General features: G+C 68.0%; 12 protein-coding genes. 9 read left to right on the top strand and 3 right to left on the bottom strand.

Features of this window, described 5'->3' with window-relative positions:
* A partial coding sequence (locus AC1D1S_RS13585) for an MFS transporter (protein WP_476994701.1) occupies positions 1-1,329 on the bottom strand: 1,329 nt, incomplete at its 3' end.
* 100 nt (positions 1,330-1,429) lie between these two features.
* Between AC1D1S_RS13585 and AC1D1S_RS13580 the strand changes: the two genes are divergently transcribed.
* The 7 genes from AC1D1S_RS13580 (at position 1,430) to proC (ending at position 9,826) form a co-directional block, all read left to right on the top strand.
* Entirely contained in the window at positions 1,430-2,128 is a 699-nt protein-coding gene (locus AC1D1S_RS13580; protein WP_028277716.1) for an ArsR/SmtB family transcription factor, read from the top strand.
* Positions 2,129-2,343: 215 nt separating this feature from the next.
* A complete protein-coding gene (gene topA / locus AC1D1S_RS13575; RefSeq protein WP_476994700.1) occupies positions 2,344-5,082 on the top strand; it encodes a type I DNA topoisomerase in 2,739 nt (912 codons plus the stop codon).
* Positions 5,083-5,197: 115 nt separating this feature from the next.
* Positions 5,198-5,641, top strand: coding sequence for an SseB family protein (locus AC1D1S_RS13570; protein WP_028277718.1), 444 nt, complete (start codon positions 5,198-5,200; stop codon positions 5,639-5,641).
* A 93-nt stretch (positions 5,642-5,734) separates the two neighbouring features.
* Entirely contained in the window at positions 5,735-6,739 is a 1,005-nt protein-coding gene (locus AC1D1S_RS13565) for a Ppx/GppA family phosphatase (RefSeq protein ID WP_043436435.1), read from the top strand.
* Between the two features lie 114 nt (positions 6,740-6,853).
* A complete protein-coding gene (locus AC1D1S_RS13560) occupies positions 6,854-7,195 on the top strand; it encodes a YciI family protein (RefSeq protein ID WP_028277719.1) in 342 nt (113 codons plus the stop codon).
* 22 nt (positions 7,196-7,217) lie between these two features.
* A complete protein-coding gene (locus AC1D1S_RS13555) occupies positions 7,218-8,519 on the top strand; it encodes an RNA polymerase sigma factor (protein WP_476994699.1) in 1,302 nt (433 codons plus the stop codon).
* Between the two features lie 473 nt (positions 8,520-8,992).
* Positions 8,993-9,826, top strand: a complete 834-nt coding sequence (gene proC, locus AC1D1S_RS13550; protein ID WP_028277720.1) for a pyrroline-5-carboxylate reductase — start codon at positions 8,993-8,995, stop codon at positions 9,824-9,826.
* 62 nt (positions 9,827-9,888) lie between these two features.
* Here proC and AC1D1S_RS13545 read toward each other — a convergent pair whose 3' ends face one another.
* Both AC1D1S_RS13545 and AC1D1S_RS13540 read right to left on the bottom strand, forming a co-directional pair.
* A complete protein-coding gene (locus tag AC1D1S_RS13545) occupies positions 9,889-10,527 on the bottom strand; it encodes a potassium channel family protein (RefSeq protein WP_028277721.1) in 639 nt (212 codons plus the stop codon).
* 40 nt (positions 10,528-10,567) lie between these two features.
* A complete protein-coding gene (locus tag AC1D1S_RS13540; protein WP_243182131.1) occupies positions 10,568-11,998 on the bottom strand; it encodes a TrkH family potassium uptake protein in 1,431 nt (476 codons plus the stop codon).
* A gap of 118 nt (positions 11,999-12,116) precedes the next feature.
* Here AC1D1S_RS13540 and AC1D1S_RS13535 point away from each other — a divergent pair, with 118 nt between their 5' ends.
* Complete coding sequence (locus AC1D1S_RS13535; RefSeq protein WP_476944921.1) at positions 12,117-13,340, top strand: acetoin utilization protein AcuC; 1,224 nt, start codon at positions 12,117-12,119, stop codon at positions 13,338-13,340.
* A gap of 81 nt (positions 13,341-13,421) precedes the next feature.
* Positions 13,422-13,725: ArsR/SmtB family transcription factor (locus tag AC1D1S_RS13530; protein WP_476994698.1), on the top strand; the 304-nt coding region annotated here is incomplete at its 3' end.

Below are 13,725 nucleotides of genomic sequence, written 5' to 3'. Positions count from 1 at the left end.
CGGCAACGCCGCGTCCGCCGCGTCCGCCGCGGCCCCGGCCGCCGCCCCGGCCGCCGCCATGGCCGCCGCAGGAGTGTTGGCGGCGGAGTCCTCCCGGCCGAACCGCGGCAGGACGTACGCCGTGAGGGCGAGGGCCACCATGGCACCGACGGCGCCGGTGAGCCCGAAGCTGACGCGGACCGGCACCAGGGCGCCCAGGAGGCCGCCCAGGGCCAGCGCGCCAATGGAGACGGCACGCGTCATCCCGCCGACAATCGCCATCGCCTGGCCGCGCCCGCTCTCCGGAATCCGCAGGATCGCGATCGCCCCGAAACAGGCGTTCAGGACGCCGCAGGCCACTCCCGTCCCTGTGTAGGCCACAAAAAGCAGTTCCACGCTCGGGACCATCCCGGTGAGGACCAGGCACGCCGAGGCTCCGGTCATGGCGGCCAGCAGCACGCGCAGCCGGACCCGAGGCGTCCTGATCCTGCCGGCCATCGCGGCCCCGGCCGCCATGCCGAGGCCGAAGGCTGCGGACAGGAGGCCGTACTGGATTTCGGTGGCGCCAAGTTCGTTGCGGGCCAGGAACACCTCGAGCACGTTGGTGGCTTCGCCGACGACGATGAAGAACATCGCCCCCAGGACCAGGGCCCAGACCAGGCTGTCCCGGCGGATCAGGCGCAGCCCGTCCAGCAGCGCGGGCTTCGCCTGGCCGGCACGTTCGGCCGCCGTGCCGCGGCGGGTGCGGATCAGCAGCGCGCCCAGCCCCATGGCGACGTAGCAGCCGCTGGCCACGGTGAACACCAGCCCGGTCCCGCCCCAGCCGCTGAGCAGGCCGCCCGCGGCGGGACCTGCCATCCCCGCGATCATGATGGTCGCCTGCATGGTCCCCATGGCCCGGGGCGTGCGGTCCTCTCCGACGATCCGCGGCAGCAGGGCCTGCCAGGTGGGGCTGGCCACGGACTGGGCCGCGTCGAGCAGGAACGTCATGGCAAACAGCACGGGCAGATAGTTCTCCAGGTACTGCATGCCAAGCCCCATGCCGGCGACGGCGGCGGCGCTGACCGCCGAACTCGCCGTCGCCAGCGTGCGCGAATCCATGGTGTCGGCGAGCCGGCCGGCCCACGGGGCCAGGAGGACCAGCGGCAGCGCTGAGCACAGCAGGTACGCGGCCACGAGCCAGGGCCCGGCGACAGGAGTTTCGCCGGCGGCGGCCGCGTTCTGCAGATGCAGCATGACGCTGACGACGACGGCGCCCATCCCCGCCGTCGCCACGAACCGGGCGGTGCCGGCAATCAGGAAGTCGCGGTTGCGCCACAGGGGCCGCGCGCCGGTTGCGGGTGCCGGCAATTTATGAAGTGTATGTTTCATAAAAAGGAACCTAGTCCGGCGGCAAAACAAATGTCAAGCATTTCTTTCATAGTTTGGCGGGGCTGGATACACTGGAGGAGTGAACGCAGAAACCCCGACGGCGGAGTCAATGGCTCCGCCGGCCACCAGGCGCCGGCACCGTCCGGAGAAGCAAGTGGAAATCACCGACCCGAAGGCGATCCGTGCCTTGGCCCACGCCGCCCGGCTGGAGGTCATTTCCGAACTGTATTCCACGCAGGTGAGCCGGACGGCCACCGAGCTTGCCGCGCAGACCGGGCTGACTCCCAGTGCCATGAGCTACCACCTGCGGGCACTGCAGAAGTGGGGCATCGTGATTCCCGCCGCCACCGCGGGGGATGCCCGGGAGCGGCGCTGGCAGGCCGCCGGTACAGATTTCACCATCCACTCGCTGGGGGGAGTGGCCAGCCCCGAACTCGCCGTCCTGGACCTCGAGCTCGACGCCTACCGCCGCCGGGTCCGTGCCTACGCCACGGCCCGCAACGCCCGGCGCGAGAGCGGCGATACCGCCGACGGACCGTCCTCGGTGGTACTGGCCAGCAATCTGCTGTACCTGACGCCGGACCAGCGCGCCGAACTGACGCGGCGGATCTTCGACCTGCTGCGGGACTACGAACTCGAGGATCCGGACCACCTGCCCGAAGGCGCCGAACGTATGGCCACGATGTGGTCGATGATTCCGGACGACCGCGGCCCGGCGGCCGCCAAACCCGCCGCCGCAAAACCCGCCCCCGTCAAGCCCGCCGCCGGCAAGGACTGAGCCCGCCAACGGGAAGGCCTGAACCGGTCGCGGGCACGGCGCTGAACCGCATCCGGGGCGCCCTCAGGGGCCGGCCAGCACATGGCCTTATTGCGGCCGAATCCCGCGTCCGCCGGGCCGTCATTTCCGGCCGGATGCGCGGGATTCTGCAAAATATGGTGAACTAGGCGGGTATGGGCGCATCTGCCCGAGCCACCTTTTTCTGTAGGAGCACCGTGCCAAGCAAGGCCAAAACCGGCAAGAAACTCGTGATTGTGGAGTCTCCCGCCAAGAGCAAGACCATCGCCAAGTACCTCGGCGAAGGCTTCATAGTGGAGGCCTCCATTGGTCACATCCGCGACCTCCCGCAGCCCTCGGAGCTCCCCGCGGAACTGAAGAAGACCCCGCTGGGCAAGTTCGCCGTCGACATCGACAACGACTTCAAGCCTTACTACGTGGTGTCCTCGGACAAAAAGAAGAAGGTCGCCGAGCTCAAGGCCCAGCTCAAAGACGCCGATGCTCTCTATCTCGCAACCGATGGGGACCGCGAGGGCGAGGCCATCGCGTGGCACCTGCTGGAAGTGCTCAAGCCCAAGGTTCCCGTCTACCGGATGACCTTCGGTGAAATCACCAAGGAAGCCATCCACCGGGCCATGGACAACCTGCGCGATGTCGACCAGGACCTGGTCGACGCCCAGGAGACCCGGCGAGTCCTGGACCGGCTCTACGGCTATGAGATCTCCCCGGTGCTGTGGCGCAAGGTGGCCCGCGGCCTCTCCGCAGGCCGCGTGCAGTCCGTCGTCACCCGCATGGTGGTGGACCGCGAACGCGAGCGGATGGCCTTCAAGGCCGCCTCCTACTGGGACCTCACCGGCCAGTTCGGCGCCGGTTCCGGCTCCTTCAAAGCCAAACTCGCCGCCGTCGACGGTGCCAAGGTCGCCAGCGGCCGGGACTTCAACGACAACGGCGAGCTCACCTCCCGCAACGCCGTCCACCTCAACGAGGAACTCGCCACCTCGCTCGCGGCGGGGCTGCAGGACGCCGACTTCCGCGTCCGCTCCGTCGACACCAAGCCGTACACCCGCCGCCCGGCGGCGCCGTTCACCACCTCCACCCTGCAGCAGGAGGCCGGCCGCAAGCTGCGGTTCTCCTCGAAGAGCACGATGCAGGTGGCCCAGCGGCTCTACGAAAACGGTTACATCACCTATATGCGTACGGACTCGTCCGCGCTGAGCAACGAGGCCGTCACGGCCGCCCGGMGCCAGGCCTCCGAGCTGTACGGCCCCGAGTACGTGCCGCAGTCGCCGCGGGTCTACAGCGGCAAGGCAGCGAACGCGCAGGAAGCCCACGAGGCCATCCGTCCCGCCGGCGACTCCTTCCGCACCCCGGCCCAGGTGGCCCAGCAGCTCTCCGGTGACGAATTCCGCCTGTACGAGCTCATCTGGAAGCGCACGGTCGCCTCGCAGATGGCTGACGCTAAGGGCTCCACCGCCACGATCCGCCTCGGCGCCGTCACCGTTGGCGACCCGGCCGACCGCCGCGATGCCGAATTCTCGGCGTCGGGCACCGTCATCACCTTCCCCGGCTTCCTCGCCGCTTACGAAGAAGGCAAGGACGAAAGCCGCGGCGACGACGAGTCCGAGGAAGCACGCCGGCTGCCCAACGTGGCCAAGGACGACGCGCTCACTGCCAGCGACATTGTCGCCGTCGGCCACGAGACTTCGCCGCCGCCGCGCTACACCGAAGCCTCGCTGACTGCGGAGCTGGAAAAGAAGGGCATCGGCCGCCCGTCGACCTATGCCTCCACCATCTCCACGATCCAGGACCGCGGCTACGTCCGGAAGCAGGGCTCTGCGCTGGTCCCGAGCTGGATCGCGTTCTCCGTGATCCGGCTCCTCGAACAGCACTTCCACGACTACGTGGACTACGAGTTCACCGCCGACATGGAAGCGGACCTGGACAAGATCGCCAACGGCCAGGCGGCCGGACCCGCGTGGCTCAAGCACTTCTACTTCGGTGAGGACTCCGAGCCCGGCCTGCTGAGCATCGTGAACAACCTCGGCGAGATCGATGCCCGCGAGATCAACTCCATCCCGATCACGGACGCGATCACCCTTAGGGTCGGCAAGTTCGGCCCGTACCTGGAAAGCTCCACCGCGACGGTGGATCCCGAGACCGGCGAGGTGGTTGAGGCAGCCCGCGCCAACGTCCCCGAGGACCTGGCCCCGGACGAGCTCACGGCCGCCAAAGCCGTTGAACTCATGGAGACCGCCGCCCCGGAGGAGCGCGTCCTCGGCGCGGACCCGCACACCGGGCACACGATCGTGGCCAAGAACGGCCGCTACGGCGCGTACGTCACCGAGATCATCCCGGAGATGACCGAGGAACAGCTGGCCAACCAGCCCGTTGAGTACTACAAGAACGGCAGGCCCAAGCCGCCGAAGAAGCCCGTCAAGGCCAAGCCGCGCACCGGGTCCCTGTTCGCGTCCATGAGCGTGGACAGCATCACGCTGGACGAGGCGCTGCAGCTCATGAGCCTGCCCCGCGTGCTTGGCCAGGACGCCGACGGCAACCCGATCACGGTGCAGAACGGCCGGTTCGGCCCGTACCTGAAGAAGGGCACGGACTCCCGCTCCATCGGCTCCGAAGAGGAGATCTTCACGATCACGCTCGAGGCGGCGCTGGAGATCTACTCGCAGCCCAAGCAGCGCGGCGCCCGCGCCGCCGTGCCGCCGCTGGCCGAATTCGGACCGGACCCGGTCTCGGAGAAGAACATCGTGGTGAAGGAAGGCAGGTTCGGCCCGTACATCACCGACGGCATCACCAACATCACCGTGCCGCGCACCACCTCGATCGAGGAGCTGACCCGGGAACGCGCCGTCGAACTCCTCGCGGAGAAGCGGGCCAAGGGCCCGGTCAAGCGCACGACGACGGCCCGAAAGGCGCCCGCGCGGAAGGCCCCGGCCAAGAAGTAGGCAGCACGCCGAAATCGCCGGAAACCTGCCGATTCGCCGGAAATTACCGGCGAATCCGCAGGTTTCCGGCGATTTTGCGTTTGCGGACCGGCCGTGGACGTGATCGAGTAGGAATATGACTGAACAGCCCGCACACCTGGACAACCAGCCGCTGAACGAACTCGAGGAGCAGCTCGCCCGGGGGGAGCAGCCGGACGCCAACCCGGTGGACGTGATCCTGGCCTTCCTCAACAACGAGGTCTATGTGGTCAGCTCCGACGCCCTCGAGGGCCCCGACTCGCAGGTGGAGCCGCTGGTCCTCGCCAACTCCTCCGGCAAGCCCGTCCTGGCCGTTTTCTCGCACCCGAGCCGCGTCACCGAGCAGTATCTCGCCGCCGCGCCGAACGTGCTGGGCACGCAGGGCGCCGCGATCATCGGCAACCTCGGCGCCGAGCTCGGCATGGTGATCAACCCCGGCGCCGCCTACGGCTTTGAAATCGACCCGGAGGGCGTGGCCAACATCCGCCGCGACTTCAAGCCAACCGACGAGCCCGCTGACGGCACTGCCGACCCGGCTTAGGCCCCCGATCGGCCAGACTGCGACGGCGGTATTCTTCGCGAATACCGCCGTCGCAGCTAGGCCGGCCGCTCCGTGGGGGGGAATAATGGCAGCATGCGTCTAGGCGTCCTCGACATCGGGTCCAACACTGTCCATCTCCTGCTGGTCGACGCCCATCCCGGCGCCCGGCCGGTCCCCTACGCCTCGCATAAACGGCGGCTGTCGCTCGTGCAGTACCTCGACGACGACGGCAACATTGACGACGACGGGCAGCATGAACTGGTCGAGTTCGTCCTCGAGGCGTGGGAATTCGCGGCCAAGCACAAAGCCGACGACCTCCTCGCGTTCTGCACCTCGGCCATCCGCGAGGCCACCAACGGCGCTGACGTCCTGGCCCGCGTCAAACATGAAACCACCGTCACCCTCCGGGAGCTCACGGGCAGCGAAGAGGCGTCCATGACCTTCTTTGCCGTCCGGCGCTGGTACGGCTGGGGTGCCGGGCCCATCCTGAACCTGGACATCGGCGGCGGCTCCTTCGAGATGGCCCTCGGACAGGACGAGCTGCCCGAGCTGGCAATGTCCGTTCCGCTCGGTGCCAGCCGGCTGACACGCGACTGGCTGCCCGAGGACCCGCCCTCGGCCAAGAGCATCAAGGAGTTGCGCCGCTACATCCGCTCCACGCTCAAACCCGCGGTGCGCAAATTCGAGAAGCTGGGCCCGCCAAACCTCGTCGCGGGCACGTCCAAAACTTTCCGGTCCCTCGCCAGGATTGCCGGGGCCGCCCCCAGCGGCGCCGGGCCCTACGTCAAGCGGGAGCTGCTGGCCCTCGACCTCGGGCTCTGGGCGCAGCGGATCTCGGCCATGGAGATAGGGGACAGGCTCCACCTGCCCGGCGTCTCCGAGGCCCGCGCGCCGCAGGTCCTCGCCGGCGCCCTCGTCGCGGAAGCGGCACTGGAAATGTTCAAGTTCGACAGCATGGTGACCTGCCCGTGGGCCCTGCGTGAGGGACTCATCCTCCGCCGCCTGGACCAGCTTGTGTTTGAGGGGCCGATCGATCCCGCGCCGCATGTGGCAGAGCAACCGCCGGCGCGGCTCCAGTCGCCGGAAAAGGCTCTCTGAGACGGCTTGGGCCAGTGGCGGAAGTCGCGACTGTGTCGATCCGGAGCGTCCTCGATCGTGTAATTGCTGAGAGGCCGGCACGGCGCCGGCTGATTCGACAAGGAGGCACCCGAAATGACGCAGTACCTGCTCAGCATTTACCAGCCGGACGGCCCCGCCCCGGACCCTGAGTTCCTCGAACCCATCATGCGTGACCTGGCGGCCCTGAACCATGAAATGCAGGCGGCGGGGGCCTGGGTGTTCGCCGCGGGTCTCCACCCGGCGGAGTCCGCGACAGTCCTGCGGCCCAACGGTGGCGAGATCCTGGTGACCGATGGGCCGTTCACCGAAGGCAAGGAGCACCTCGGCGGATTCACCGTGATCGAGGCCGAGGATCTGGACGCGGCCCTTGGCTGGGCAAGGAAGCTGGCCGGCGCCACCACACTTCCCGTTGAAGTCCGTCCGTTCCAGCACTAGCCGCCGGGTCGGGGGTGCTGGTGTGGGTGACCGCCGTGGAGATGAGGCAGCGACCGAGGCGGACATCGCCCGGGTGTTCCGGCGCGAGTACGGCCGCGCCGTAGCCGTTCTGACGCGGACGTTCGGGAACATCGATATTGCCGAGGACGCCGTCCAGGATGCCTTTACCGCGGCGGTCCAGCACTGGCCCTCGGCCGGCGTCCCGCCCAGCCCGGCTGGCTGGATCATCACGACGGCACGGCACCGGGCGATTGACCGGCTGCGGCGGGAAGCCTCACGCGAGGACAAGCACGCACAGGCGGCCCTGCTCGCGGCGGCGCGGTCCGGGGCCGGACCCGCGCCGGCCGCCGAAGAGCAGTTCCTGGCGGAGCAGTCAGGGGTCGGGGACGTGGACGACGATACTTTGCGGCTGATTTTCACGTGCTGCCATCCTGCCCTGGCCGGGTCCGCCCAGGTGGCGCTGACGCTGCGGCTTCTGGGTGGATTGACGACGGCGGAAATCGCCAGGGCCTTCCTGGTCCCGGAAACGACCATGGCGCAGCGGCTGGTCCGGGCCAAAGCGAAAATCCGGGATGCCAAAGTCCCCTACCGGGTCCCGCAGGGCGCCGACCTGCCCGAACGGCTGCAATCGGTGCTGGCGGTGGTCTACCTCATCTTCAACGAGGGCTACAACGCGGGCCCCTCCGACGGCCCGGAACGTGAGGAGCTCTGCACGGAAGCTATCCGGCTCGGCAGGCTGTTGGCGTCGCTGATGCCGGACGAGCCGGAAGCGGCGGGACTGCTGGCGCTGATGCTGCTCATCGAGTCCCGCCGCGCCGCGCGATTCACGCCCGACGGGGGACTGGTGCTGCTTGCGGCCCAGGACCGGGGGCACTGGGACGGCGCCCTGGCCGCCGAAGGCCGTGAGCTGGTGCGCCGGTGCCTGCGCCGGAACCGGCCCGGACCGTATCAGCTCCAGGCGGCGATCAACGCCGTCCACAGCGACGCCGCGACCGCCGGGGACACCGACTGGGCGCAGATCCTGCAGTTGTATGACCAGCTCCTGGCCGTCGCGCCGGGTCCTGTCGTGGCGCTGAACCGCGCCGTGGCCCTGGCAGAGCTCCGCGGGCCCGTTGCCGGGCTGGCGGCGGTCGAGGGCCTGGGACTGGACAACTACTACCTCTTCCACGCCGTCCGCGCAGACTTCCTGGTGCGCCTGCGCCGCTATCCGGAGGCCGCCGAAGGCTACAGGCGGGCGCTGGCGCTTGCCGGCAGCGCGGCGGAACGCCGGTTCCTGGAAGGCAAGCTTCGCAGCCCGGTGTTCGGCGGGGCCGCAGACGGTTAGAAAGCAGGGCCGGGCCGCGCCCCGTGACGGGCCCGTTCACGCCGGTTAAAAGAGTAGGGCCGGGCGATCTGGAGCAGGACTTGGGGGAACTCTGCTGCAAATCGCCCGGCGCACCGCCGGCTCCGGGGGAACCGGCTATCATCACTCGCACCTGTTGAGGCACTTTCAAAGATAATGGCCGATCATGGGTGCGCAGCGAGTTTTCCCTGTGTGTTCGCTGGCAATCCGACGGCGCCCGCCGGGTGGTGGCCGGCTCCGCCGCAGGGGCTTTAAACGGCAAAGGCACCGGCGGTACGCTGCGGGAAAATGGGAAAACCCGCTGCAACCACCGGTGCCGCGCAGGCATCCGCATGCCTGCTGCATCACTCGCACCCTCAATGAGGTAGTTACAACGTTAGGTTCCAAAGTTGTGCGCTGACTGCGCTGAAGGTGGGAGCTGTCTGGGAATCACGTCAGACTGCAATGATGGGGACATGAGCAACCGAATCGCATTCTTGGGCTGTGGGTCAATGAACGAGGCAATTATGGCGGGGCTGATCGACGGCGGCGTCGACCCGGGCGACATTGTCGCGACAGTCCGCCGGGCCGGGCGCGCGGCCGAGCTGGCCCAGCGCCACCACGGGATCACCGCCATCGCGGGCGAAGAAGAGCCCGACAACAATAAACAGGCCGCCACCGGCTCCGCCGTCGTGATCCTGGGAGTCAAACCCGTGGGGATCGCGGACCTGGCCCGGGAAATCAGCGGATCCCTTTCACCCGGAACGATCGTCATCAGCGTTGCGGCCGCCGTGTCACTGGAGCAGCTGGAGGCGGCGCTGCCGGCCGGCCAGCCCGTCATCCGCACGATGCCGAACACACCGGCGAAGCTGGGCCGCGGCGTCGTCTCCGTCTCGCCCGGGACCAGCTGCTCCGCCGGGCAGCTCCAGCGCGCCAAGGACATCCTCGCCGCCGCCGGCACGGTCGTGGAGATCCCGGAAGAGCAGGTGGACGCCCTCTCCGCGATCAGCGGCTCGGGCCCGGCCTACGCCTTCTACTTGGCGGAGGCCATGGCCGAGGCCGGGGCACGACTGGGCCTGGACCCGGAGCTGTCGCTGTTGCTGGCCCGCGAGACCGTCGCCGGGGCGGGCTTCATGCTGGCTGAGCCCGGCGCGGATCCTGCCGCATTGCGCAAGGCGGTCACGAGCCCGAACGGCACCACGGAACGGGCCATCGCCACCTTTGACGAGCGCGGACTGCCGGCCATCATTGCCGACGGCGCCCGCGCGGCGGCTGAGCGCGCCGCAGAAATCACCCGACAGCTCGCCTGAGCCGGCCCGGGCGGACACCGGAGCAGGCCGCGGCTCCGGTTTCCGCAGGCTCCGGTTGTGGCCTAGGGGCGGGCAGCGAACCGTTCGAGCAGGTCCACGTGGCCCGAAACGATGAGCATATCCCGCGAGGAAACCTTGGTTTCCGGCCGCGCGTAGGTGAAGTCCTCGCCCGGGGACTTCACGCCCACGATCGTGACGCCGTACTTGGACCGGACCTTGGACTCATCGAGGGTGAAGCCCACGGTCTCGCGCGGCGGGTACATCTTGACGATCGCGAAGTCGTCGTCAAACTCGATGAAGTCCAGCATGCGCCCGGAGACCAGGTGCGCGGCACGGACGCCGGCGTCGGCCTCCGGGTAGATGACGTGGTTGGCGCCGATGCGGGTGAGGATCTTGCCGTGCGAGGGCGTGATCGCCTTGACCCAGAGGTGTTCGATTCCCAGGTCTACGAGGTTCACCGTGATGAGCACCGAGGATTCGATCGAGGTGCCCACGCCCACGACGGCGGAACTGAATTCCTGGGCGCCGAGCTGGCGGAGGGCATCGATGTTGGTGGCGTCGGCTTCCACCACGTGCGTCAGGACGCTCGCCCACTTCTGGACGAGGCTGCGGTCGCGTTCGATGGCCAGGACCTCCCGGCCCTGTTTGACCAGCTGTTCTGCGGTGGATGCACCAAAACGGCCCAGCCCGATCACCAGCACGGGGGCGTTGTGGGCGGGGCGGTTGACGGCGCCTGAGGAACTAGCCAATGATCGGTCTCTCTTCCGGGTAGTGGTACAGCTGGCTGCGCTGGCGCAGGGCCAGGCCGGCGGCAAGGGTGACCGTCCCGACGCGCCCGGCAAACATGAGCAAAGCGAGGACGTAAACCCCCTCCGGCGGCAACTCTGCACTGAGGTTGGTGCTGAGGCCCACCGTGGCGAAGGCGGAAATGGTTTCAAACAGGACCCGGTCCAGGGAGGCATGGCTGATGTGCAGGAGCAGGAGGGCCGAGACCGAGACGAGGGTGGCGCCGGCGACGATCACCGAGATGGCCACGCGCATGGTGCCCTCGGGGATGGTGCGGCCGTAGATTTTCACGTCCGCGTCGCCGCGGGCCTCGGCGGTGATCGCCAGGAACATCACGGCGATGGTGGTGACCTTGATGCCGCCCGCCGTGGATGCGGAACCTCCGCCGGCGAACATGAGGGCATCGGAGAGCAACATGGTGGTGGACTCCATGTGGTTCTGGTCCACGAGGTTGAAGCCGCCGGAGCGCAACATGACTGAGGCAAACAGCGCATGCGTGATCTTGTCGCCGAGGTCCATGTCCCCGATGGTGCGCAGGTTGTCCCACTCCAGGAAACCCCACAGGACCGTGCCGGCGGCCAGGAGAATGAAGGACACCTGGATGGTCAGCTTGGTGTGGAGGTTCCATTTCTTCCACCGCAGCCCGTTCTGGTGCAGCACCATGACGACAGGGAAGCCCAGGCTGCCCAGGAACACGCCGAGCATCAACGGGACAAGGATCCAGAGATCGGTTTCGTACGGCACGATTCCGTCCGAATGCGGCGTGAAACCGGCGTTGTTGAACGATGAAATGGCGTAGAAGACCCCGTGCCAGACGGCCTGCGGGAAACTCTCCCCAAGGAGCAGGAAGCGAGGGATCAGGGTCACGGCCAGGGCCGCCTCGATCACGACGGAGGTCACGATCACGATCCGGAGCAGCGTGCCGACTTCGCCGAGCCGGCCGGCGTTCATGGCCTCTTGGGCGATCAGCTTGCCCCGGACACCAAGTCTCTTGCTCACCATGAGCGCCAGCAGCGACGCGAGGGTCAAGGTGCCCAAGCCGCCCACGAAAATGCCGACCAGGATCACGAGCTGGCCGAAGAAAGACCAGTGCACAGCCGTGGAGACCACGGTCAGGCCCGTGACGCAGACAGCTGACGACGCGGTGAAGAACGCCTGATGCAGCGGTGTGACCTGTCCCGTCGCGGAAGCTAAGGGCAGCGAGAGCAAAGCGGTGAAGACCAAGATCACGACGCCGAACGCCGAGAGCGCCAGGCGGGCGGGCGAGCTGTTCGCGATGCTGTCAATGAAGTCGCGCAGGCGTGTGAAGATCCACAGGCCTTCCCGCTCCGGCATGCCTGGCTGCCAGCTGGCCGGGCTCGTGGACCTCGACTGGCTTTGCGTCATGTTCTTCCTCGGTTGAAACTTCTTCCCCAAGTAGTAAACCACTAAACACCGGGTAATGGCCGGGGGAACGCCCTTGCGCGCGCGGGAACCCGGGGACCGCTCGGGTAGCCTGTGATTGATGACATTCCTGCCCGGACTCGCTCAGACCGCGCTGCCAACGACGGTGGTGTGGGCCCCAGCCATGACTGCCTACAACTTTGGCCACTCCCACCCGATGGCGCCGGAGCGCATGGAGCTCACAGCGAAGCTGGCCGGCAGCCTTGGACTGCTGGATCTGGACCACGTCTCGGTAGCGGCTCCGGACGTCGCCACCGACGCGGAGCTGTGCGCGGTCCACAGCCCGGAGTTTGTGGCCGCCGTGCGGCGCGTGAGCGCAAACCCGGACACCTCMGACCACGCCAGGGGTCTCGGAACCGAGGACGACCCCGCCTTTGCCGGCATGCACGAAGCCAGCGCCCGGCTGGCCGGCGGCTCCCTGCTGGCGGCCGCAGCTGTCCTCGACGGCAGCGCCGTGCGGGCCGTGAACTTCGGCGGCGGAATGCACCACGCCTCCCGGGAGCGCGCGAGCGGTTTTTGCATCTACAACGACGCCGCCCTCGCGGTCCAGCGGCTGCTCGACGGCGGCGTCCGGCGGGTGGCCTACGTCGACGTCGATGCTCACCACGGCGACGGCACGCAAAGCATCTTCTGGGACGATCCGCGCGTCCTGACCATTTCGCTGCACGAATCCGGACTGACCCTCTTCCCGGGCACCGGGTTCGCCAACGAGATCGGCGGACCGAACGCGCAGGGCAGCGCCGTGAACGTCGCCCTCCCGGCCGGCACCGTTGACGCCGGGTGGCTGCGGGCCTTCCACGCCGTCGTGCCCCAGCTCATTGGCGCGTTCGAACCGGAAGTGATCGTCAGCCAGCACGGCTGCGACTCGCACCGGCTTGACCCGCTCACGCACCTGAACATCAGTGTGGACGGCCAGCGCGAGGCCGCCACGGCGATCGGCAACCTCGCCGCCCGCTATTGCGAGAACCGGTGGATTTCCACCGGGGGCGGCGGCTACAACGTGGTCAGCGTGGTCCCGCGGTCCTGGAGCCACCTCATAGCCATCGCCGCCGGCCGCCCGGTGCCGTTGCGCACCCCGGTTCCGGAGGACTGGCGCAACTACGTCAGAGACAAGTACGGCGCCAGGTTCGGCGTGGAGCCCCCCGAGACGATGGGCGACGACGTGGACCTCTGGTGGCGGTCCTGGGAAGTGGGTTTCGACCCCAACGACGAGGTGGACCGCACCATCATGGCCACCCGCAAGGAAGTGTTTCCCCTGCACGGACTGGATCCCTGGTTCGACTGAATCCGGGCCGGGCTTGGGGGCTTGCACCAACGGAACAATTCGTGGATGCCATCTGGCGTATATGTCGCTAGTGTGGAGGGCATGGTGACAGACGACGTATTTGCCGTCATTGCTGAGGCAACCAGGCGTGACATTCTGATAGCCCTCCGCAAGGGGGACAAAGCGGTGGGGGAACTGGTCCAGGAGCTTGAAGCAAGCCAGCCCACCATTTCCAAGCATCTCAAAGTCCTCCGCGAAGCGGACCTGGTGAGCATGCGCGCCCAGGGCCAGAAGCGGTATTACACGCTCAACCCCAAGCCGCTCGCCGGGATCGCCACCTGGCTGCAGGCGTTCGACGTCGGCCCCGCCGCGACGGCGGACGCGGCCGCCGCCCTCCACCCCGAAG

The organism is Arthrobacter sp. P1_A5, from assembly GCF_056406825.1.
This window is presented reverse-complemented; position numbering and strand designations above follow the sequence as displayed.